The 20,938-nt window shown below is 63.1% G+C and carries 22 protein-coding genes; 21 read left to right on the forward strand and 1 reads right to left on the reverse strand.

What is annotated here, in order from left to right:
• Positions 1-131: 131 nt before the first annotated feature.
• The 21 genes from LIX93_RS13760 (at position 132) to LIX93_RS13860 (ending at position 19,510) form a co-directional block, all read left to right on the forward strand.
• Positions 132-929 (forward strand): SDR family oxidoreductase, encoded by a 798-nt coding sequence (locus LIX93_RS13760; protein ID WP_226504607.1) that lies wholly within the window; start codon positions 132-134, stop codon positions 927-929.
• 108 nt (positions 930-1,037) lie between these two features.
• Positions 1,038-2,171: an alpha/beta fold hydrolase gene (locus tag LIX93_RS13765; RefSeq protein WP_226504899.1), complete on the forward strand. Its 1,134-nt coding sequence runs from the start codon at positions 1,038-1,040 to the stop codon at positions 2,169-2,171.
• 450 nt (positions 2,172-2,621) lie between these two features.
• Positions 2,622-2,969 carry a RidA family protein gene (locus LIX93_RS13770; protein WP_226504608.1) on the forward strand — a complete coding sequence of 116 codons (348 nt, stop codon included), beginning with the start codon at positions 2,622-2,624 and terminating at the stop codon, positions 2,967-2,969.
• 22 nt (positions 2,970-2,991) lie between these two features.
• The gene (locus tag LIX93_RS13775; protein ID WP_226504609.1) at positions 2,992-4,239 is read left to right on the forward strand and encodes a D-amino acid dehydrogenase; all 1,248 of its coding nucleotides are present in this window, start codon (positions 2,992-2,994) and stop codon (positions 4,237-4,239) included.
• Complete coding sequence (locus LIX93_RS13780) at positions 4,236-5,012, forward strand: aspartate/glutamate racemase family protein (protein WP_226504610.1); 777 nt, start codon at positions 4,236-4,238, stop codon at positions 5,010-5,012. Before LIX93_RS13775 ends, LIX93_RS13780 begins: the two co-directional genes overlap by 4 nt.
• A 5-nt stretch (positions 5,013-5,017) precedes the next feature.
• On the forward strand, positions 5,018-5,731 hold the full coding sequence (locus LIX93_RS13785; RefSeq protein ID WP_226504611.1) for a GntR family transcriptional regulator: 714 nt from the start codon (positions 5,018-5,020) through the stop codon (positions 5,729-5,731).
• 35 nt (positions 5,732-5,766) lie between these two features.
• Positions 5,767-6,870, forward strand: coding sequence for an ABC transporter substrate-binding protein (locus tag LIX93_RS13790; protein ID WP_226504612.1), 1,104 nt, complete (start codon positions 5,767-5,769; stop codon positions 6,868-6,870).
• Between the two features lie 203 nt (positions 6,871-7,073).
• Positions 7,074-7,967: a branched-chain amino acid ABC transporter permease gene (locus LIX93_RS13795; RefSeq protein WP_226504613.1), complete on the forward strand. Its 894-nt coding sequence runs from the start codon at positions 7,074-7,076 to the stop codon at positions 7,965-7,967.
• Positions 7,960-8,847, forward strand: a complete 888-nt coding sequence (locus LIX93_RS13800) for a branched-chain amino acid ABC transporter permease (protein ID WP_226504614.1) — start codon at positions 7,960-7,962, stop codon at positions 8,845-8,847. Before LIX93_RS13795 ends, LIX93_RS13800 begins: the two co-directional genes overlap by 8 nt.
• Positions 8,844-9,626 carry an ABC transporter ATP-binding protein gene (locus tag LIX93_RS13805; protein ID WP_226504615.1) on the forward strand — a complete coding sequence of 261 codons (783 nt, stop codon included), beginning with the start codon at positions 8,844-8,846 and terminating at the stop codon, positions 9,624-9,626. The genes LIX93_RS13800 and LIX93_RS13805 overlap by 4 nt, the downstream gene beginning before the upstream one ends.
• Positions 9,623-10,342, forward strand: coding sequence for an ABC transporter ATP-binding protein (locus tag LIX93_RS13810; protein ID WP_226504616.1), 720 nt, complete (start codon positions 9,623-9,625; stop codon positions 10,340-10,342). Before LIX93_RS13805 ends, LIX93_RS13810 begins: the two co-directional genes overlap by 4 nt.
• Position 10,343: 1 nt before the next feature.
• Complete coding sequence (locus tag LIX93_RS13815; RefSeq protein ID WP_226504617.1) at positions 10,344-11,552, forward strand: MFS transporter; 1,209 nt, start codon at positions 10,344-10,346, stop codon at positions 11,550-11,552.
• Positions 11,530-11,775 carry a helix-turn-helix domain-containing protein gene (locus LIX93_RS13820; RefSeq protein ID WP_226504618.1) on the forward strand — a complete coding sequence of 82 codons (246 nt, stop codon included), beginning with the start codon at positions 11,530-11,532 and terminating at the stop codon, positions 11,773-11,775. Before LIX93_RS13815 ends, LIX93_RS13820 begins: the two co-directional genes overlap by 23 nt.
• A 432-nt stretch (positions 11,776-12,207) precedes the next feature.
• Positions 12,208-13,131: a dihydrodipicolinate synthase family protein gene (locus LIX93_RS13825; RefSeq protein WP_226504619.1), complete on the forward strand. Its 924-nt coding sequence runs from the start codon at positions 12,208-12,210 to the stop codon at positions 13,129-13,131.
• Between the two features lie 62 nt (positions 13,132-13,193).
• Positions 13,194-14,507, forward strand: coding sequence for an MFS transporter (locus LIX93_RS13830; RefSeq protein ID WP_226504620.1), 1,314 nt, complete (start codon positions 13,194-13,196; stop codon positions 14,505-14,507).
• Positions 14,508-14,556: 49 nt separating this feature from the next.
• Positions 14,557-15,741, forward strand: coding sequence for an L-rhamnonate dehydratase (gene rhmD, locus LIX93_RS13835; protein ID WP_226504621.1), 1,185 nt, complete (start codon positions 14,557-14,559; stop codon positions 15,739-15,741).
• 218 nt (positions 15,742-15,959) lie between these two features.
• Entirely contained in the window at positions 15,960-16,259 is a 300-nt protein-coding gene (locus LIX93_RS13840) for a hypothetical protein (protein WP_226504622.1), read from the forward strand.
• A gap of 23 nt (positions 16,260-16,282) precedes the next feature.
• On the forward strand, positions 16,283-16,678 hold the full coding sequence (locus tag LIX93_RS13845) for a hypothetical protein (protein ID WP_226504623.1): 396 nt from the start codon (positions 16,283-16,285) through the stop codon (positions 16,676-16,678).
• Positions 16,679-16,868: 190 nt separating this feature from the next.
• Entirely contained in the window at positions 16,869-17,690 is an 822-nt protein-coding gene (locus LIX93_RS13850; RefSeq protein ID WP_226504624.1) for an alpha/beta hydrolase, read from the forward strand.
• A 137-nt stretch (positions 17,691-17,827) separates the two neighbouring features.
• A complete protein-coding gene (locus tag LIX93_RS13855; protein WP_226504625.1) occupies positions 17,828-18,268 on the forward strand; it encodes a TspO/MBR family protein in 441 nt (146 codons plus the stop codon).
• 174 nt (positions 18,269-18,442) lie between these two features.
• Positions 18,443-19,510: an AbrB family transcriptional regulator gene (locus tag LIX93_RS13860; protein ID WP_226504626.1), complete on the forward strand. Its 1,068-nt coding sequence runs from the start codon at positions 18,443-18,445 to the stop codon at positions 19,508-19,510.
• A gap of 11 nt (positions 19,511-19,521) precedes the next feature.
• Here the strand turns inward: LIX93_RS13860 and LIX93_RS13865 are convergent, their stop codons facing one another.
• On the reverse strand, positions 19,522-20,919 hold the full coding sequence (locus LIX93_RS13865) for an amidohydrolase family protein (RefSeq protein WP_226504627.1): 1,398 nt from the start codon (positions 20,917-20,919) through the stop codon (positions 19,522-19,524).
• Positions 20,920-20,938 lie beyond the last annotated feature (19 nt).

Consider the following 20,938-nt stretch of genomic DNA (forward strand, 5'->3'; position numbering starts at 1 on the left):
AGACGCGCATCGACACCGCTGGATGGCCCTCGCACAACGATGCGTTACATCCGTTTGAACGGCCACCGCACGCACAATGTCGGTATGGATAACGCCGGCCTGTCCGGCCCAACCCTGCGAACGAGGTAGTTATGGATTTGGCAATCAAGGGGCGCGTGGCGCTCATCACCGGCGCCAGCGGCGGCATCGGCCTGGCCACGGCCAAGCAGCTCAGCGAAGAAGGCGTACACCTGATTCTCACCGACCTGAAACTCGATGCGCTGCAAAAAGCCGCTGCAGGCCTGCCCGGCGAGCCGCTGTTGCTGGCCGCCGACATGACCCAGCAAAGCGAGGTCGACAACCTGATCAAACAAGGCGAAGCGCGCTTTGGCCAGGTCGATATCGTCGTGCACACGGCCGGTGTGACCGGCGCCAAAGGCGACCCGCTGGAACTGTCCGACGAGGACTATCAAGAAGCCTGGAGCACCGACTTTTTCTCTGCCGTGCGCGTCGCCCGCGCCGCCATCCCGCCCATGCGCGCCCGCGGCTGGGGCCGACTGGTGTGCATCACCTCGGAAAACTCGGTGCAACCCTACTGGGAAGAGGCCGTGTACAACGTGGCCAAGGCCGCACTGGGGGCGTTCATCAAGAACCTCTCTTACAAAGAGGCCGCCCACGGCGTGCTGTGCAACACCGTGGCACCCGCGTTCATCGAGACCGGCATGACCGACGGCATGATGAAAAAACGTGCCGAAGAGCTAGGGGTATCGTTCGAGCAAGCCATTCAAAGCTTTCTCGAAGAAGAGCGCCCAGGCATCGTGCAGAAACGCCGCGGCAAGGTCGAAGAGGTGGCGGCTGCCATCGCTCTGCTGGTGTCGGACCGCGCTTCGTTCATCAATGGCTCCAACCTGCGGGTCGACGGCGGATCGGTGCAAGCCATTCAGAATTGATCCGCAGTTAGCGGACCTGGGGCCGGTGGTGATAATGTCCCGGCCAGTGCTGCGCTCATCTGCCGAGCTATTCGAGGATCCCGCACCTTGGCCCCAAAACCCTCCGTCATGCTCGCGCTGGTGCTCGCCCTGTCCGCAGGGTCGGCACTTGCGCAGCCGCTCAGCTTCACGACGTACCAGCAACAGACCATCGCCTGGATGCAGCAGCACCGCGCCTTCCAGACCCCCGACCACGCCGCCGAAATCGCCTGGAACGCCCCGCGCGAATGGCGCCCCAGTGGCACCCCGAAAAAAGGCATTCTGCTGGTGCACGGCCTCGGCGACTCACCCTGGTCGTTCAACGATATCGGCCCGCAGTTGGCCAAGCAGGGTTATCTGGTGCGCACCCTCCTGCTGCCCGGCCATGGCACTCAGCCCAAGGACATGCTCGATGTCACCCTGGCGCAGTGGCAACAGGTCGTACGCGAGCAAGCGCAAGTGCTGCGCCAGGAAGTGCCCGAGGTGTATCTGGGCGGTTTTTCGACCGGTGCCAATCTGGTGCTGGACTACGCCTACCAACACGACGACATCGCCGGGCTGGTGCTGTTCTCCCCAGCCTTTCGGCCGCGCAACGGCTATGCCTGGCTCACCCAGTACATCGGCTGGTTTCGGCCCTGGCTGGCCAAGCCCGACAGTGGCGTGCGGCCTATGCAGACCCCAGTGCGCTACCTCAACGTGCCCACCAACGGTTTCGCGCAGTTCTACCGCAGCGCCCTGCTCGCGCAATCTGACCTCAAGCGCGGCGTCTACACCAAGCCGGTGTTCATCGCTATTACCCAGCACGATTCGGTGCTCGACGCCGACTACGTGCTGCAACAATTCAACCGTCGCTTCACGAACCCCGCCAGCCGCCTGGTGTGGTACGGCAGCAGCCCGGCCCAGATCGACGCCCTGCCCAGAGTGCTGGCGCGCAGTGATTATCTGCCGGACCAGCGCATCGCCCAGTTCTCGCACATGAGCTTGCTGTTCTCGCCCGACAACCCGTTGTATGGCAGCCACGGTAGCCAGCGCCTCTGCTGGAACGGTCAGGACGCCCCCGACATGCAGAAGTGCCTGAAGGGCGAACCGGTATGGTATTCCGACTACGGCTTGCGCGAGCCGGGCAAGGTGTTTTCACGCCTGACGTTCAATCCGTATTTCCAGTGGCAGGCGCAAGTGATGCTGCAGGTGCTTGATGGCAATGTCGCGGCGCTGGCGCAATAGATGACGAGCGTCTAAACGAGGGGGCGGTGTAAATGCTCAGCCATTGGCCGCCCACAGCGGCCATACACCGCATCCAGTCGTGGGGCGCTGTTGCGCACTGAGCGGACCGCATCCTTCACGGCGAAAACCGCACTCTTTTGATGCCCAGCAGTGCCCCCGCGCCCCACGACGGCGTCATTTGCCGCGCCCTGATCCGGCAAGTTGCCTTGGCCGGTTCGACACGCCGATTTGCACGCCGGAAGTAATGCCACTGCTGGCCACAGACAGCGCGTTGCCGACCCCTGAAACCACTCCGGATGTAATCGCACACGCCAGTGGCATTACTTCCCGAACGCTCTAGATCAGCTCCTTGCGCCGTCAAAACTGGCATGCGTCTCGCAATACTTATCCTGAAACACAAGTGTATTCACTTTGGAATGCACCGTTGTCAGTCGATCAGGAGAGCACCAGATGCCGATTCAACGTTTCAACAGCAATGCGCGCATGAGCCAGATGGTCATCCACAAGGACTTTGTGTTCCTTAGCGGCCAGGTGGCCGACGACACCAGCCTTGACCCTGCCGGTCAGACCACCCAGATCCTCGCCAAGATCGACGCCCTGCTCGACCAGGCCGGCTGCGACAAGACTGCCATCCTCAGCGCCACCATCTGGCTGGCCGATCACAACGACTTCGGCGCCATGAACGAGATCTGGGACGCCTGGGTGCCCGAAGGCCATGCCCCGGCACGGGCGTGCGTCGAGTCGGCGCTGGCCTTCCCGCAGTACACCGTCGAAATCGGCGTCATCGCCGGCCTCTGATCCGCTGCGAGGAAACCCGCTCATGGCCACCACCCTCGTTCTAGGTGCCGGCGTCATCGGCATCACCACTGCGTACTACCTGGCCAAGGCCGGGCGTGAAGTGACCGTGGTCGATCGCCAGCCCGAGTCGGCGAACGAAACCAGCTTTGCCAACGCCGGCCTGATCGCCCCAGGGCACTCCTATACCTGGGCGTCACCCAAGGCGCCGAAGATCCTGCTCAAGTCGCTGTTCCAGGAAGGTCAGGCGCTACGCCTGAAACTCAGCGCCGACCCGCAGATGTGGTCGTGGGCGGCCAAGTTCCTGAGCAACTGCAACGCCGAGCGCTCACGGCTCAACACCTCGCGCAAGCTGGTGCTCTGCCGTTACTCGCAGCAGCAATTGCAAACGCTGACCGCCACCGAAAGCCTGCACTACGACCGTCTGAGCAAGGGGCTGCTGTACCTTTACCGCGATGTGCCATCCTTCGCCAAAGGCTGCGCCAACATGCAGGTGCTGGCCGATGGCGGCATGCCGCTGGAGATCATCGATGTCGATCGGGTCATCGCCCTGGAGCCGGCCCTGAGCCACGCTCGTGATCATATCGCCGGGGCGATCTACTGCCCCACCGACGAGAGCGGCGACGCCCGGCTGTTCACTCATGACCTCACCGAGCGCTGCAAGGCCATGGGCGTCAATTTCGAGATGAACCGTACGATTCAAGGTTTCGAACACAGTGGCGACGCGATCCAGGCCGTGCTCACCGACAAGGGCCGACTGACAGCCGACGACTACGTGCTCGCGCTGGGCAGCTACGCCCCCATCCTCGCCCGGCCGCTGGGTTATCGCCTGCCGATCTACCCGGTCAAGGGCTACTCGGTGACCTTCCCCAGCGGCCCGGGCTATAACCCGCCGAACATGGGCGGCGTCGATGAGAACAATCTGGTGGCCTACGCACGCTTCGGCGACCGCCTGCGCTTTACCGCTACGGCGGAGTTCACCGGCTACCAGACTCACCACTCCCCCGCCGACTTCGAGCACATGTTGCAGGCCGGCCGCCAGCTGTTCCCGGAGGGCGCCGATTACACCCAGCCAAGCTTCTGGGCCGGCTTGCGCCCGATGACCCCCGAAGGCACGCCGATCATGGGCCGCAGCCGCCATCGCAATCTGTTCCTCAACGTCGGCCACGGGCACATGGGCTGGACCATGTCCTGCGGCTCGGCACGCATCCTTACCGACCTGATGCTAGGCCGCAGCCCTGATATCGACCTCACCGGGATGACCCTGTCATGAACCTCAGCGCTACCACGGCAAAACCTTACGATCACTTCAGCTTCGCCATGGACAACGGTATCGCCGCCCGCGCCAGCCTCGGCCTGGTGGTGCTGGCCACCGACCAGACTATCGAACACGAATGGCGCCAATTGCTGACCCAGCCAGGCGTCGCGCTGTACCACAGCCGGCTGTACAACGACGCGCAGATATCCCCCGAAAAACTGGCGCTGATGGAGGCCGATATCCCCGGCGCCGTCGACCTGATCCTGCCGGGCCAGCCCCTGCAAGTGGTCGCATTCGGCTGCACGTCGGGGACCATGGTGATCACCGAGCAGAAAGTCTTCGAGGCCATCCGCCGCTCGCGCCCCGACGTCGCCTGCACCACGCCCCTGACCGGCGCCATGGCCGCCTTGCGTGCCTTGGGTGCCAGGCGCATCGCCTTGCTGACCCCCTACGTCGCGAGCATCAATCAGCTGTTCTGCGACTACATCGAGGCCGCTGGCGTCCAGGTCACCCGGGTCGGCAGTTTCAACCACGACAACGACAATGAAGTCGCCCGCATCGACAGCGCCTCGTTACGCGTCGCGGCGCTGCAACTGGGTGCCGACCCTGAGGTGGACGCGGTGTTCGTATCCTGTACCAGCCTGCGCATGGTGCAGCTGATTCCAGCGCTGGAGGCCGAACTCGGCAAGCCGGTGATCTCCAGCAATTACGCCATGGCCTGGCATGCCCTGCGGCTGGCCGGCGTGGATGAAAAACAACCTGAACTGGGCCGTTTGTTCGAGCAGTGAACCTCATGAATAAAAAACTTGCAGCGCCCTTTGCACAGCCTGCCAAGGAAACCGTCAAGCGCTCGGGCCTGACGGCCACCGACGTGTACCACCAGCTCAAGGAGATGGTCATCCTGTTCAAGATCCGCCCGGAGGAAAGGGTCAACGAAAGCGAACTCGCCGCTGCGCTGGGCGTCAGCCGCACACCGTTGCGCGAAGCCCTGCACCGCTTGGTGGCCGAGAACATGCTGACCCTGGTGCCCAACCGCGGCTTCTACGGCCGCAAGCTGGTGCGCCAGGAAGTGTTCGACCTCTACGAGCTGCGCAACGCCCTGGAGATGTCCGCCATCGCCCTGGCTCTGGAGCGCGCCAGCGATGAAGCTATCGAGTCGTTGCGCAGCTCCTGGACCGAAGTCATGGCCCTGGCCCCGCAGCGCAGCACCCTGGAGCTGGTACTCGAGGATGAGGCCTTCCATGTGGCGCTGGCACAGCTGTCCGGCAACCAGGAAATGGCCAACTCCCTGAGGGCGATCAACGCGCGCATCCGCTTCTTTCGCTGGATCGATCTGGAGGAACGCCGCGCCGAGCTCTACGACGATCACCTGGTGATCCTCGATGCCCTGCAAAAACGCGACGCGCCGGCCTGCGCGACCCTGGTCCGCGAGCATATTTCACAACGTATGGAAGACATCGTCACGTTCATTCAGGCAGGCGTCGTGCGCCTGTATGCCCCCCATTAGCACATCCCTATAGCGGTCAATCGGAGAGCACCACCATGTCCCCACGGCATCTGTTTACCCCGCTGTTCACCGGCCTTGCCCTCACCCTGCTGGCGTTCCAGGCCAGCGCCGTGACCCTCGGCGCCGTGCTGCCCCTGACCGGTTCGAGCGCCAGCATCGGCGACGATCAGCGCCGCGGCATCGAGCTGGCCGTCGCCGATATCAACGCCAAAGGCGGCGTGCTGGGCGAGCCGCTGAAGGTCACCATCGAAGACTCCGGCGATGGCGCCACCGGCGCCCTCGATGCGGCCACCAAGCTCAACACCGTCAACAAGGTGCCCGTGGTGCTGGGCGAGTATTCATCCAGCGTGTCGATACCGTTGGGGCAATACCTGGTCAAGCAGGGCCTGGTGCATTTGAACATCGGCAGTTCGAGCCCGGCGATCCGCAAGATCGGCGCCACCTCCTACAGCCTCATCGGCCTCGACGATCTGTCGGCGCAATTCGCCGCCAAGGACGTGCTTGGCATGGGCTACCGCAAGATCGCCTTTATCGCCCCCAATGGCGCCTATGGCCAGGGGATCGCCGAGCAGTTCAAGAAGTACATCGAGGCCGGCGGCGGCAGCGTGGTCGCCCAAGTGCTCTATACCCCCGGCCAGTCGAGCTACCGCCGCGAGCTGCAGCAAATGCAGCGCAGTCAGCCCGATGTGTTCGTCTACAGCGCCTATGGCCAGGAAGCGGCGGTGATCAACCGTGAATCCTTCGACCTGGGCATTGCCAAGACGCCCTGGTACGGCATCTACCTGAGCATGTGCACCACCGACACCCCGCCACAGATCGCCAACGGCCAGATCGGCATGGAGGTAGCCAGCCTCGGCCCGACCGGCAAGGCCTTCGCCAGCGAGTACCAGAGCAAATACGGTTTCGCCATGAAGTCCTCTTACAGCAGCTATGCCTATGACGGGGTGATGTTGGCCGCAGCCGCCATCACCCAGGCCAAGTCCGCCGATCCGAGCAAGATCGCCGCAGCGATCAAGACCCTGGGTAGCACCTTCGACGGCGCGACGGGCACCCTGGCGCTCGACGCCGATGGCCAGCGCACCGAGCAGCCGTACGACAAGCTGGTTTACAAGAACGGCGCTTTGCAGCCGCGCACCTAAGGGCTGCCATTGCGAGAAGCCTCATGGCTTTTGCGTGAGCCGTACCGGCCTCTTCGCCTTCGAGCGCGCAACCCCCTCAGTGCATAGCGCCCCAGCGCCGTACACCTGAGGGAACGCAGCTTGCTGGCGAAGGGGCCAGCCACATCACCCACATCGGCAAGCCGGGCTCGCCGACTGGATCGAAGGCAAACAAGGAGCACCCCATGCTGCAATTCTTGCTCGACACCCTGGCGCGCACCGCCGATCTGGCGTTGATCGCTCTGGGGCTGAGCCTGGTCTACGGGCTGGCGAAATTCCCCAATGTCGCCCATGTGCAATACGCCATGCTCGGCGCCTTCATCGCCGTCGCGCTGCAGCGTAGCGGCTGGCCGTTGCCGCTGGCGGTGGGTGCCAGTTGCGTGTTGATGGGCAGCCTTGCGGTGCTGCTGCACATCGGCGTGTTCCGCCGCCTGCTGCGCTCGGGGCCAGCGATCGCCATGATCGGCTCGTTGGCGCTGTCGATGATTATCGGCGCGCTGGTATTGGGTATCGCCGGCTCCAGTCCGCTGTCCTATCGTTTGCCCATCGAGGCGCCGTGGTCACTGGGCGATGCGATGCTGGCCCGCAGTCAATTGCTGTCGATGATCACCACGCTGGTGCTGCTGGTGCTGTTCGCCCTCCTGCTGTTCAAGACTCGCCTCGGGCGCTCGATGCGTGCCCTGGCCTGCAATGCGCCGTTGGCCGCTGCGGCCGGTTTGAACGCCGACGGTATCATCTACTGGGTCAACTTCATGAGCGGCGCCCTGGCCGCGTTGGGCGGCAGTTTGCTGGCGATGAACACCAGCGCTTACACCAACCTGGGCAGCGACCTGCTGCTGCCGATATTCGCCGCCGCGATTCTCGGCGGCCTGGGCAACCCGCTGGGCGCCGTACTCGGTGCACTGCTGATCGCCCTCACCGAGACCCTGGTGACCAACCTCAACGTGGGCTGGCTGTACGGTCAGGCGATGGCCTTCATCCCCGTGAGCTACATCGGCGCAGCGTCGTTCCTGATTCTGCTGCTGGCCTTGATTTTCCGCCCTTATGGTTTGTTCGACCGGGAGGTCCGCCGTGTTTGAGTTCTGTCTGCATGTGCTCACCCTGGCCTGCATCTACGGCCTGATCGCCTTGGCCCTGAACCTGCAGGCGGGATATACCGGGCTGCTGAATTTCGGCCATATCGCCTTCGTCGGTATCGGTGCCTATGCCGTGGGCATCGGCCACCTGGCCGGTTGGGCACTGCTGCCCAGCGTCATGGGTGGGGTGCTGGTGGCCATGGCCCTGGCCTGGCTGGTGGCTCGATTGGGGCGCAATCTGGCCAGCGACTACTGGGGGATCGCCACCCTTGCGGTGGCGGAGATCGTGCGCATCGTCGCCCTCAACCAGGACAGCCTCACCGGCGGTGCACAAGGTATCAGCGCCCTGCCCTCGCTGTTCAGCGCCAGCAGCAATGCCCACCAGGAGCTGTACATGGCATTGCTGATGGTGCTGCTGGCAGGGCTGTTCGCCTGGCTCAGTGTGCGCCTTGGCAACAGCCGTTTCGGCCGCGCCCTGCGCCTGCTGCGCGAACAACCACAACTGGCCACTTGCCTGGGCTATGACCTGCTGCAACTCAAGACTCGTGCCCTGATGGCCAGCGCCGCGCTGGCGGCATTGGCCGGGGCGTTGCTGGCCTGTTACACCAGCTACGTGAGCCCCGATTACCTGCTGGCGGCGCAGACGTTTCTGGTCTGGAGCATGGTCATGATCGGTGGCTTGGGCAGCGTGCGCGGTATCCTGCTGGGGACGCTGCTGGTGCAATGCGCGTACTCATTCGTGCCCTTCGCCAAGGACTATCTGAACATCGGCAGCGATGTCGCCGGCGCGCTGCGGCTCGGGCTGGTGGGCGTCATCCTGCTGGTCTGCCTGTTGTGGCGCAGCGGCGGCCTGCTGCCTGAACGCCTGAGGATCATGCCATGAACGCGTTGCTCAAGGTCACCGGGGTGGCCAAGGCCTACGGTGGCAACCGGGTGCTGGAATCGATCGATTTCGAGGTCCGGCCGGGTGAAATCATCGGGGTGATCGGCCCCAACGGCTCCGGCAAGAGCACCTTGCTCAATGCCATTTCCGCCTTCACCCCGATCGACAATGGCGAGATCCTGTTGCAGGGCAAGGCACTGCACGGCATGGCTGCGCACCGCATCGTCGAACAAGGCCTGGCGCGTACCTTCCAGCTCCCGGCCATGCCGGAAAAGATGACCGTGATGGAAGTCTTGCTGGCCTCGTCCACCATCCATCATGGGTTCTGGGGTAGCTTGCTCGGCAGCCGAGGCCATCGTCAGGCCGAGCGCGCCGGCCATGAGCGCGCCGAGCAGTTGCTCGACGAATTACTGCTGCGCCAGGTCCGCGACAACGCAGCGGCGGCCTTGTCCGGCGGACAGAAAAAACTACTCAGCGTGGCCTGCGCGCTGATGGGCAAGCCGCAACTGTTGATGCTCGACGAGCCCACCGCCGGCGTGCATCCCAACCTGCGCCGCGACATGGTGCAGACCCTGCAACGCATCAACCGCCAGGGCCTGGCGATGATGATCGTCGAGCACGACATGCACTTCATTCGCGACCTCTGCCACCGCTGTATCGTGCTTGATCGGGGGCGCATCGTCGCGGTCTGCACCCCTGCCGAGCTGTCATCCAACGCGCATGTACTGGAGGCTTATCTGGGCCGCGGTGCCAGTCAACCCAAGGAGGCCATCGCATGATCAGTGTCAAAGAGCTTACCGCCGGCTATACCCCGGGCATCGACATCCTCAACGGTATCGACCTGGAGGTAGGGCGCGCCGAAATCGTCACACTGCTGGGGCCCAACGGCTGCGGTAAGTCGACGCTGCTCAAGTGCATCGCCGGTTATCTGTTTCCACGCCAAGGGCAGATCTATCTTGAAGGCGACGACGTCGGGCGTACGCCGGTGCACCTCAAGGTGCGCCACTGCGCGCTGGGCTTCGTGCCGCAGACCGAGAACGTCTTCGCTGCCCTGAGCGTGCGCGAGAACCTGCTGATCGGAGGCCAATTTCTGCATCCCCGTGCCTGCCAGGAGCGCTTGCAGCAGCTCTGCGAGTTATATCCGGTGCTGGCGCGCAAGCTGGATGCAGCGGCGGCTTCGTTATCCGGTGGCGAACGGCAGATTCTTGCCCTGGGTCGCGCGCTGATGCCCAGCCCGCGCACCTTGCTGCTCGACGAGCCCTCCGCCGGGCTGTCGCCCAAGGTGCTCGCCGAGGTCTTCGAGGCCATCGAGCACACCCGTCGCAAGGAAGTGGTGGCGATCCTCATGGTCGAGCAGAACGCCATGGAGGCGCTGGGCATCTCCGATCGCGCCTATGTACTTGCCCAAGGCCAGGTCGCCCTCACCGGCCCGGCCCGGCAACTGCTCGAGGACCCGCGCATGCGCGAACTGTACCTCGGCGACCGGGCAGCCTGAGGTGCGCTCCCCACGCGACTATGTCGCCTACGTGATCATCATGGCGCCGCTGCTCAACAGCGTGAGCGGCATCGCCATCGACTTGTTCGCTCCGAGCATGCCGGCCATTGCCCGGCAATTCGGGGTCAGCGATGGAGTACTGCAAGGGAGTATCTCCATCACGCTGATCGCCTACGCCTTGGGCCAGCTGTTTTTCGGTCTGTTGGCCGACGGCCGCGGCAGGCTGGCGGCATTGCTGCCGGGCCTGGGCCTCTTCGTTGCGGGCAGCTTGCTGGCGATGCTCGCGCAGAACATCGAGACGTTCCTGCTGGCGCGGGCACTGCAGGGTTTCGCCGTGGGAGCGTGCCAGGTCTGCGCCAGGGCGTTGCTGGTCGATAACGTCAAGGGCGAACGGTTCTTCGTCGCGGTGGTGTACCTGAGCCTGGCGTGGGGACTGGGGCCGGTATTGGCGCCGTTCATTGGTGCCCTGGTGGAGGAGTATCTCGGCTGGCGCTGGAACTTCGCGCTGTACGCGCTCTACAGTACGGCCCTGTTGCTGTTCAGCCTGCGCCTGCGCGAGTCGTTGCCCATCGCTGCACGCAAGACGCTGCGTCAGTCACTGGGCGGCTACCGGATCATCCTCGGCAACGGGCGGTTCCTCAGCGCCACACTGGCGCTGGGTACCAGCCTGTCGATGTTTCTGATTTGGAACATCATCGGGCCCTTTATCGCCCAGTTGCAGCAGCGCAGCCCGACCTGGTTCGGCGCGACGGCGTTGGCCGCCGGCCTTGCCTATTTGCTGGCGACGCTGCTCAACCGGGTGTTGATCAAGCGTTGCAGTGCCAAGGCGCTCATGAGCGGCGGCCTGCTCATCGGCGGGCTGGGAATCGCAGTAATGCTGATCCAGCCGACCGGTATCGGCATCCCGACCTTGCTGACCGGCGTCCTGCTGAGCAACTTCGGCCAGGGCCTGCTGTTCTCCAACGTCGTGGCCTTCACCATGACCCTTTACCCCGACCGCGCCGGTGCCACGGCCAGCCTGCTGGGCTGCGGCATGATGATCTGCGCCGGCCTCAGCTCGGCGCTCACCGGGCATCTATCGATTACCAGCAATACCTTGGTGGCGCTGTTGTTCGGCGCCTTGCTCGGGCTGCAAGGCCTGGGTGTCTGCATCGTTCTGCGTCCTCGACGCGCAAGGGAGATTGACCATGAACGCCACGCCATCCACTGATGCACGTAGCCTCGATCACCAAGTGTTGCAGTGCCTGCGACAACGGGCGGTGTGCGCCGTCGAGCAAGGTTTCAGCGTGGCGCAGGTCGCCGCCACCTTTGGCCTGAACCGCCGCACGGTGTTTCGTTGGGTGGCGGATTACCGACGGGCCGGGCCAGGGGCGTTACTGGCCAAGCCGATTCCGGGCCGGCCGAAACGCATCCGAGAGGAGCCGCCAGACTGAACGCATCTGGAAAGACCCGCGGGGCCGGTAGCGATACCGGCCCCGCTGTGTTTGTGGCCACCGACGGGAGCCTTGTGCAGTGCATCGCATTGGAGCGCTGCACCGTTTTCAGGCCTTTGCAATTGTCCGCTGGCAGCACCCTGTGAGTATAGGTTCTGGTTCGCCTGGAACGCTGTCACTGGTACTGAAACCGATCCGTAAGTCGTGACACTCGCCTTCCAGTCATCATCGTGCATCGAGCGTTATTACGCCCACCCAGCAACCATTATCCCGCTATCCAGTGGCATTACTTAAGGTGCTACGCGCATCGCCGTGGCACTACTTAATACCTTAAATTAACGCTGCCCATTTAAATAAAATGGCACAGATATCGCTTCACTCTCATTGTTCAATTATCACGCATCAAACCCATGCCTCTCAGGAGTAGAGCCGATGTCTTCTATTGTCCGTCGTTATACCGGTGCTTATTCAGTGGCCCCCACTATATTCAATGAACGCGGCGCACTTGATCTGGAGGGTCAAAAACGCTGTGTTGACTTTATTATCGATGCCGGCGCCGATGGTCTGTGCATCCTGGCCAACTACTCCGAACAATTCTCGTTGACCGACAGCGAACGCGAGATGCTCACCCAGACCCTCCTCGAACATGTCGCCGGGCGTGTCCCGGTGGTGGTCACCACCACCCACTTCAGCTCGCAGATCTGCGCTGAACGAACCCGCCGCGCTCAGGAATACGGCGCTGCGATGGTAATGATCATGCCGCCCTATCACGGCGCCACCATTCGGGTGAGCGAGCCGGTCATGCATGACTTCTTCAGCACCGTGGCCGATAACCTGGATATCCCGATCATGTATCAGGACGCGCCCATGAGCGGCACCAGCGTATCGGCAGCCAGCCTGGCGCAGTTGGCCAAGGACATCCCCGCAGTGTGTTATTTCAAGATTGAAGTGGCGCAGTCTGCCAACAAGCTGCGCGAACTGATCCGCCTGGGCGGCGACGCCATCGAGGGGCCCTGGGACGGTGAGGAGGCCATAACCCTGTTCGCCGATCTGGAAGCTGGCGCCACCGGTGGCATCCTCGGCGGCGGCTATCCTGACGGCCTGCAACCGATCCTGCGCGATTACGCCGCCGGGCGCCGTGAAGAGGCCAAGGCGCAATACGCGCGCTGGCTGCCCTTGATCAACTTCGAAAACCGCCAGGCCGGGCTGCTCGCCGCCAAAGCACTGTTCAAGGCCGGGGGCATCATCAAGTGCGATGCCCCCCGCCATCCGCTGGTGCCGCTCAACGATCCTACCCGCGCAGGCCTGCTGGAGATCGCCCGCGACCTCGATGCGCTGGTGCTGCGCTGGGCTTGAATCCGTCGTTCGGGCCCGGCCCCGTGCCGGGACTCCATTTTCGCGTGCAGAGGGGCTTCCCGATGACAACGCAAGCGCTCCCCTTGCAGCAGGTGACGGGCAAGATCGCCCGTCGGCTGTTGCCGTTCCTGTTGCTGATGTACATCGTCGCGTTTCTTGATCGCGCCAATGTGAGCTTTGCCAAAGTGGCCTTCCAGGCCGATAACGGTATCTCGGACGCTGCCTTCGCCTTTGGCGCCGGGGTATTCTTCGTCGGCTACGCGTTATTGGAAGTGCCCAGTAACTTGATGCTGCATCGATACGGCGCCAAAGTCTGGATGTGTCGCATCATGGTGACGTGGGGGCTGGCGTCGGCAGCCATGATGTTGGCGAGCAGCGAAACAAGTTTTTATATATTAAGATTTTTGTTGGGCGTCGCCGAAGCAGGTTTTTTCCCTGGCGTTATTCTTTATCTGACTTATTGGTTTCCTGATCGCGCCAGAGCCAAGGCCATGGGTATATTTTATTTCGGTGCCCCCTTGGCATTCATTCTTGGCAGCCCGCTGTCCGGTTTATTGCTTGAACTGGAAGGCTACGCCGGGTGGCATGGCTGGCAATGGATGTTTGCGGTCGAAGGGCTGCTAGCGGTGCTGGTCGGTATATGTGCTTATTTATACCTGGACGATAAACCCGTCAATGCACGGTGGTTGAACGCTCAGGAACTGCAAACGCTGAGCAACGCGCTGGCCCAGGAGCAAAGCAGCCTGCAGGGTCACGCCAGTACCCTGCCAGAAGCGTTGATGCGGCCGTCGACCTTGTACCTGTGCCTGACCTATTGCCTGATCCAGGCCAGCGTCTACGGCGTGGTGTTCTATCTGCCCAGCCAGGTCGCCACGCTGATGGCCAGTCAGGTCGGATTCAAGGTAGGCGTCGTGGCAGCGCTGCCATGGTGCGCGGCGTTGCTGGCCACCTACCTGATCTGCGCCTGGGCCGACCGCCACGGTCAGCGACGCCTGCCAGCAGCCCTGTGCCTGTTGCTGGGCGGGCTGGGCATCGCCGCTTGCGCGATGGTGTCCACGCCGCTGTGGGGGCTGCTGGCGCTGTGCGCGGCAGCGTCGGGATTCATCGCGGTGCAGCCGCTGTTCTGGACCTACCCGGCGCGAATCCTCAGCGGCTCGGCCGCCGCAGGGGGCATCGCCCTGATCAACTCCGTCGGCGCGCTGGGTGGGTTTCTGGCCCCCAACCTGCGCCAGTGGGCCGAAACCCATTACCACTCTGCGGCAGCCGGGCTCTATGCACTGGCAGCGCTGACGCTGCTGGGTGCGGTGATGATCCTGGGGCTTGATCGCCTGCACACCGCCGCGGTCAGGCGCCCTGCGCGCAACGCGGTGGCATAGCCCAATCGCGGTTTGATTTCCTGTCCCCCCTGATCATGAGGAATCCACCATGAGCATCCCTACCATCACACACGTGCGCGCTTATGTTCTGCGTGGCGGCGGCGCCGATTACCACGACCAGGACGACGGCCACTGGATCGACGATCACATCGCCACGCCCATGAGCAAATACCCGGAATATCGCCAGAGCCGCCGTAGTTTCGGCATCAACATACTCGGCACGCTGGTGGTCGAGATTGAAGACAGCGCAGGTAATATCGGCTTCGCCGTCACAACCGGTGGCGAGCCGGCCGCTTATATCGTCGAGAAGCACCTGGCGCGCTTCGTCGAGGGCGCGAAGGTCACCGATATCGAAAAAATCTGGGACCAGATGTACTTCTCGTCCCAGTACTACGGCCGCAAGGGCCTGGTGATCAACACGATTTCGGGTATCGACCTGGCGCTGTGGGACCTGCTCGGTAAAGTCCGCCAGGAGCCCGTCCACCAGTTGCTGGGGGGCGCCGTACGCGATGAGCTGCAGTTCTACGCCACCGGCGCACGGCCGGACCTGGCGCAGAAAATGGGCTTTATCGGCGGCAAGCTGCCCTTGCACCACGGACCGGCCGAAGGCGAGGCAGGCTTGCGCAAGAATCTTGAGGCACTGGCCGTGATGCGCGAACGTGTCGGCAAGGACTTCTGGCTGATGCTCGACTGCTGGATGAGCCTTGACCTCAACTACGCTACGCGCTTGGCCGAGGGTGCCCATGAGTTCGGGCTGAAATGGATCGAAGAAGCGCTGTCGCCCGACGATTACTGGGGCTACGCGGCCCTGAAGAAAAACGTGCCCAAGGGCATGCTGGTGACCACCGGCGAACATGAAGCGACCCGCTGGGGATTTCGCATGCTGCTGGAGATGGGCTGCTGCGACATCATTCAGCCGGACGTGGGTTGGTGCGGCGGCATTACCGAGCTGATCAAGATCTCGGCCCTGGCCGACGCCCATAGCGCCATGGTCGTGCCCCATGGTTCGTCGGTGTACAGCTATCACTTCGTTTCTACGCGCACCAACAGCCCGTTCGCCGAGTTCCTGATGATGGCGCCCAAAGCCGATGAGGTTGTGCCGATGTTCCATCCGCAACTGCTGGGCGAACCGGTACCGGTAAACGGCCGGATGCGGCTGTCCATGCTGGATCAGCCAGGCTTCGGCGTGACCTTGAACCCGGAATGCCAGTTGCACAGGCCCTATCGACACTGACCTCAAGGGCCGGCGCCGATACTCGATCGCCCGCCATGCGCGGGCGATTGCGGTTCAGCCTGCACGGCCTTGGACAAACACCCGCTGTGCGCCCGCCCATTCACTTTCAGTTAAACCTTCCGGCCCTTGCCCCCCTCCAACGTGACGACACTGCAATACCAAGGCCGAGGCTCGATAGCGCCTCGTCCTGCCCGTCATCGCGCTCAAGGACCCCGTGGATGCTTATCGACCTGCTGCAATGGCCCGCCATGGCCGTCACCGTTTTCGCTGCCTGGTTCACCGGTTCCAGCAAGCCCACCCGGCGCATGATCGGCTTCTGGTGCTTCGCGCTCAGCAATGTGTTGTGGGTGATCTGGGGGCTGCACGCCGATGCTTATGCCTTGATCATCCTGCAGGTATTCCTGGCGTTGATGAACCTGCGCGGCTTCAAGAAAAACCGCAAACAGAAGCATGACGTGGAAGACGACAGCCAATCCGATGAAACCGACGGCTCGCCCCAAGGCTCTCAAGAGCATTGATCCAGAGCCTTCGAGGACAAGCCATGAGCCAGTTCGACCGCCGCCAGATCCTGCAAATGATCGCCGTCACCAGCGCCGTTCCCTTTATCCCACCCGTGTTCGCCGCTGCCGACGGCATCGGTGGTGGTCGTGGACACCGCCAAATGGCAGATCATCGGATCATTTGCGACGCAAAAGGCACCCGACTCGGCGGCATTCGTACTGCGCGGATAACGCCGGCTTCAGGGTTTTTCAGCCGCCTTCAGAACGCTTCAAGGCGCCGCGCCTCGCAACCGGCTAATGTCGACTGGCTGGCTATATCCTGTAGCGAGGCCCCCCCGAAAGAATGTCTGTCAGATCGCTGTAGCGGACACATCGCATCGGGTACAGCCCCACCTTGCTGCGGGATGACTGCGCATTTATCCGATCACCGAATCTGACTCTCGCGCATCGCCGAGAGCGGGAGGCTTTGTGTCCGAGCACCACGACATCCAGAACAATTCACGCAGACAAGTCCTCAAGGTCGGCGCCACCGCACTGGCGGCAGGCTCCCTCTCGGCTATGGTGATGAGCAGCAGTGCAGCCCACGCGAGCCCCTCCCCAGACCACAACACCACAGGTGAAAAGCCCATGAGTCACTTCACGACCAGCGACGGCACCGAGATTTTCTACAAGGATTGGGGCAGCGGTCAGCCCATCGTCTTCCACCACGGTTGGCCGCTGAGCGCCGACGACTGGGATGCGCAGATGCTGTTCTTCCTGTCCAAGGGCTATCGCGTCATCGCCCACGACCGCCGCGGCCATGGTCGCTCGACCCAGACCGCCACCGGCAACGACATGGACACCTATGCCGCTGACGTCGCCGCGCTGGTCGCCCACCTCAAACTCAAAGATGCCGTGCACATCGGCCACTCCACCGGCGGGGGCGAAGTCGCCTGCTATGTGGCCCAGCACGGTGCCGGTCATGTCGCCAAGGCTGTGCTCATCGGCGCCGTGCCGCCGATCATGGTCAAGTCGGCGAGCAACCCCGGCGGCCTGCCGATCGACGTATTCGATGGTTTTCGCTCGGCACTCGCAGCTAACCGTGCGCAGTTCTACAAGGAGGTGCCGATCCCCTTCTACGGCTACAACCGTGACGGCGCCAAGGTGCTCGAAGGGGTCAAGGACAACTGGTGGCGCCAGGGCATGATGGGCGGCATCAAGGCTCATTACGACTGCATCAAGGCGTTCTCGGAAACCGATTTTACCGAAGACCTGAAAAAGATCAGCGTACCGGTGCTGGTGCTGCATGGCGACGACGATCAGATCGTGCCCATCGCCGACTCCGCCGAGCTGTCGATCAAGCTGCTCAAGCACGGCACGCTCAAGGTGTACAAAGGCTACCCACATGGGATGTGCACCACCCATCCGGAAGTGATCAACCAGGATCTGCTGGCGTTTATCAAGGGCTGATGACTGGGCGCGGGCACCGGCCCGCGCTCATCCCCTGCGGTCCATTTGATTGCATGGACTTTCTCACGGGTTAGATGTTCAAAGTTGAGGACGACGACCTGGATGTTCCAGGGTTGCCTCCCCCAACAGGACGACACATGACCTTCTACATCTTCCTTCTAGCCTGCTGTGCTGCGGCCTCCACCGGCATGATTTTCAAGCCCGGTGCCTGGTACGAATCCCTGAAAAAACCCAGGTTCACTCCGCCAAACTGGGCGTTCCCTGCGGCGTGGGTGACGATCTACCTGTTACTTTCGTGGGCGGGTTATCGGCTCACCTTGCTGGCCGACAGTCAAACGGTACTGGCCTTGTGGGCGGCGCAGATCGCGCTCAACACGCTGTGGACCCCGGTGTTCTTTGGCGCGAATCGCCTGGGTGCGGGGATGGTGATCATCGGTGTTCTCTGGATCGTCGTGGCGGCAATGGTCTTGCTGGCATTGAGGCTGGACGTGATCACCGGGCTGATTCTGTTTCCTTATCTGGTGTGGCTCACCGTCGCCGCTGCGTTGAATTTCTCTATCTTGCGGCACAATAGATGACCCCGTACGAGCATGCACGCCGAGCCGAGGGTCAAAAATCGATATTTTGCGACCCTCTGCCAAATCCCTCGGATTGACCGGGCGCATCGAGGCCAGTTCGTGGCAAAATCGCCGCCACTCCCCGTTTGCAACAATCGCAATAGAGCGCTCGGGAGCCTCGCTGTGGAGCATGCCGTGTCTGTTGATGTTGATCATTCTTGGTTGGGCCGCTTGCCTGCGCCGGCGCAGTGGGCATTGCTGGTGCTGTGCGCCGCAGGTGCGGGCCAGCTGCTGGCCAGCGTGCAGGTCCCTGCCGGGCGCTTCCTCGGGCCGATGGTGGCGGCCATCGCTTTCGCCTTGAGCGGATGCACCGTTCGTTTACCCAAGGTAGCGTTTCAGGGCGGCCAGAGCGTGATTGGCCTGATGGCGGCGCACTCGATCACTACCGGGGTGCTGGTGGCATTGACTCAGGCCTGGCCGGAGATGATTTTTGCCACCGTCAGCACTATCGCCCTGAGCCTCTCAGTGGGCCTGGCCATGGCGCACTTCGGCGACCTGCCTGGTACCACGGCCATCTGGGGCAGCACCCCAGGCGCAGCCTCGGCGATGATCTCCATGGGTGAGCAATACGGTGCAGATGGCCGCGTGGTAGCGGCCATGCAGTATGTACGGGTCGTGTGTGTCGTGGTCTGCGGCGCGCTGGTCAGTCATTTCATGGGCATCACCTCGACCCATGCGCTGGCGGTGGCATCGACGATGCAATGGTTGCCCTTCACAGGGGGGCTGGTGGTCATTGCCATCGGCATCGTTTTTGGTAATCGGCTGCCGGCCGGAGCGCTGTTGATTCCTTTGGCACTCGGTGCCGTCTTGCAATTGACCGGCGTCCTGCACATCGCCCTGCCCGGCTGGTTCACCGCACTGGCCATGGCCGCCATCGGAGGCTATGTGGGCCTGCGCTTCGACCGCCCGACGGTGCTCTATGTGCTCAAGCGTTTGCCGACCATGATCTGCTGTTCGATGCTGCTGATTGCCGTAAGTGCTGCGCTGGCCTATGTCATCGCGCTGCTGCTGCACAAGGACTATCTGTCGGTGTATCTGGCCACCAGCCCCGGCGGCCTGGACTCGATGGCGATCATCGCGGTGGACAGCCAGGCCGACGTGAGCCTGGTGCTGGCGATGCAGGCGCTACGCTTGTTTACGGTGATTCTGGTGGGGCCGTTTCTGGTCAAATGGGTGATCGAGCGGGTCAGCCGGCTGGCTTGAAGCGCAGCGTTTCACCCGCGCTGCAGTGTTGCCAGCCCCTGCACCACTTGCTGGGCCAGCGCGGGCGTATCGACACCGATCACCCGCCCGCCCTGCTTGAGCATCCGCCCATCGGCGATCACCGTGTCCACGGCGCTGGGCGTTGCCGACTGCACGACGCTGGCATAGGGATCGAGCACCGGCAGCATGCCCAGCCCGCGAGGATCGATGAGGGTCAGGTCGGCGCGCTTGCCAGGTGTGACCGAGCCGATCTGCGCCCCCAGGCCCATGGCGTCGGCGCCGCCCTGTGTGGCCCAGAACAGCACGTCGCGGGCCGTGAGAAGTTGCTCGTTGGCGCTGCTGCCAATGGCCAGATTCAGTAGCGTCTGCATGACCATGAACAGGTTGGCGTTGCCGCTGAGTACCAGAGTGTCGATACCCAGAGTCACCGGGATCTTTGCTTCGTGCAACGCGGCCACCGGCGCCAGGCCGTAGCCGACGCGCATCTCGGTCAGGGGCGTGAGGCACACCGAAGCGCCGCTGTGGACGATGGTGCGCAGGTCCTCGGCGTCGGCATGAGTGGCGTGCACCAGTTGCACCGACGGGTCGAGCACGCCTTTTTTCGCCAGTTCCTGGATGGCCTTGTTCTTCTGCATCTGCGGGGTCACCGCGATGTGGGTGGAGATGGGCAGGCCATGGGCCTTGGCAAAGGCGAACTCGGGCTCCCAGATCGGCGCTGCGGTGCGCTCGGGGCCGCGAATCGCCATGCCCAGGTCAACGCGCGTTCCGGCCCTGAGTTGAGCCTGCACCCGCAGGATATCGGCGTAGTCCACCGGCGCGGTGGCAGCCAGGTCCTGAGCGTAGCCATACCACAGGCGACCGCGCAGGCCGCTGTCGAGCATGGCTTGCAGTTCTGCCTGGGCGAAGGCCGGCGTCCGTAGATTGTGCGACCAGTTGTTGACCGTGGTGATACCACTGTTGATCGCTTCGGCCAGCCCCAGACGTACGCCCAGTGCGCACAGTTGGGGGGTGAACTGCTTGCTGACGGCCAGCTGGGATTTGAAGAACGGCTGGCCTTGCGGAGCCGGCGAACTGCTGCGCAGAAAGCTGTTCCACAGGTGCCAGTGGCTGTCCACCAGGCCGGGGATGAGGATCATGCCAGTGGCGTCGAGCACCTGAGCGCCCTCTTCGGCCAGGTCCTTGCCGACGGCGATGATCTTGCCGTTATTGATGAGCACGTCAGCATCGGGCAGTTCACCGAGCGTCGGGTCCATGCTCAGTACAGTGGCGTGACGGATCAACAGGTGAGTTGAAGGCGGCAGCGTCTCCGGCTGGGCGGCGCACGCCATGTTCGGCAGCGCCAGTCCTGCGCCCGCGACAGCGCTGAGTTTGAGCAAGGTTCGACGGTCGAGGCTGGCGGTATCTGGCACGAAAGCTCCTGTGTTCATG

Source organism: Pseudomonas sp. MWU16-30317, assembly GCF_020515695.1.
Lineage (GTDB): Bacteria > Pseudomonadota > Gammaproteobacteria > Pseudomonadales > Pseudomonadaceae > Aquipseudomonas.

What these genes read in the sequence shown, in the direction of transcription:
- LIX93_RS13840 (WP_226504622.1), top strand. Translation starts at nt 15,960, where the DNA reads ATGCTTATCGACCTGCTGCAATGGCCCGCCATGGCCGTCACCGTTTTC.
- LIX93_RS13805 (WP_226504615.1), top strand. Translation starts at nt 8,844, where the DNA reads ATGAACGCGTTGCTCAAGGTCACCGGGGTGGCCAAGGCCTACGGTGGC.
- rhmD (WP_226504621.1), top strand. Translation starts at nt 14,557, where the DNA reads ATGAGCATCCCTACCATCACACACGTGCGCGCTTATGTTCTGCGTGGC.
- LIX93_RS13770 (WP_226504608.1), top strand. Translation starts at nt 2,622, where the DNA reads ATGCCGATTCAACGTTTCAACAGCAATGCGCGCATGAGCCAGATGGTC.
- LIX93_RS13785 (WP_226504611.1), top strand. Translation starts at nt 5,018, where the DNA reads ATGAATAAAAAACTTGCAGCGCCCTTTGCACAGCCTGCCAAGGAAACC.
- LIX93_RS13850 (WP_226504624.1), top strand. Translation starts at nt 16,869, where the DNA reads ATGAGTCACTTCACGACCAGCGACGGCACCGAGATTTTCTACAAGGAT.
- LIX93_RS13825 (WP_226504619.1), top strand. Translation starts at nt 12,208, where the DNA reads ATGTCTTCTATTGTCCGTCGTTATACCGGTGCTTATTCAGTGGCCCCC.
- LIX93_RS13830 (WP_226504620.1), top strand. Translation starts at nt 13,194, where the DNA reads ATGACAACGCAAGCGCTCCCCTTGCAGCAGGTGACGGGCAAGATCGCC.
- LIX93_RS13795 (WP_226504613.1), top strand. Translation starts at nt 7,074, where the DNA reads ATGCTGCAATTCTTGCTCGACACCCTGGCGCGCACCGCCGATCTGGCG.
- LIX93_RS13775 (WP_226504609.1), top strand. Translation starts at nt 2,992, where the DNA reads ATGGCCACCACCCTCGTTCTAGGTGCCGGCGTCATCGGCATCACCACT.
- LIX93_RS13845 (WP_226504623.1), top strand. Translation starts at nt 16,283, where the DNA reads ATGAGCCAGTTCGACCGCCGCCAGATCCTGCAAATGATCGCCGTCACC.
- LIX93_RS13855 (WP_226504625.1), top strand. Translation starts at nt 17,828, where the DNA reads ATGACCTTCTACATCTTCCTTCTAGCCTGCTGTGCTGCGGCCTCCACC.
- LIX93_RS13760 (WP_226504607.1), top strand. Translation starts at nt 132, where the DNA reads ATGGATTTGGCAATCAAGGGGCGCGTGGCGCTCATCACCGGCGCCAGC.
- LIX93_RS13790 (WP_226504612.1), top strand. Translation starts at nt 5,767, where the DNA reads ATGTCCCCACGGCATCTGTTTACCCCGCTGTTCACCGGCCTTGCCCTC.
- LIX93_RS13780 (WP_226504610.1), top strand. Translation starts at nt 4,236, where the DNA reads ATGAACCTCAGCGCTACCACGGCAAAACCTTACGATCACTTCAGCTTC.
- LIX93_RS13810 (WP_226504616.1), top strand. Translation starts at nt 9,623, where the DNA reads ATGATCAGTGTCAAAGAGCTTACCGCCGGCTATACCCCGGGCATCGAC.
- LIX93_RS13765 (WP_226504899.1), top strand. Translation starts at nt 1,038, where the DNA reads ATGCTCGCGCTGGTGCTCGCCCTGTCCGCAGGGTCGGCACTTGCGCAG.
- LIX93_RS13820 (WP_226504618.1), top strand. Translation starts at nt 11,530, where the DNA reads ATGAACGCCACGCCATCCACTGATGCACGTAGCCTCGATCACCAAGTG.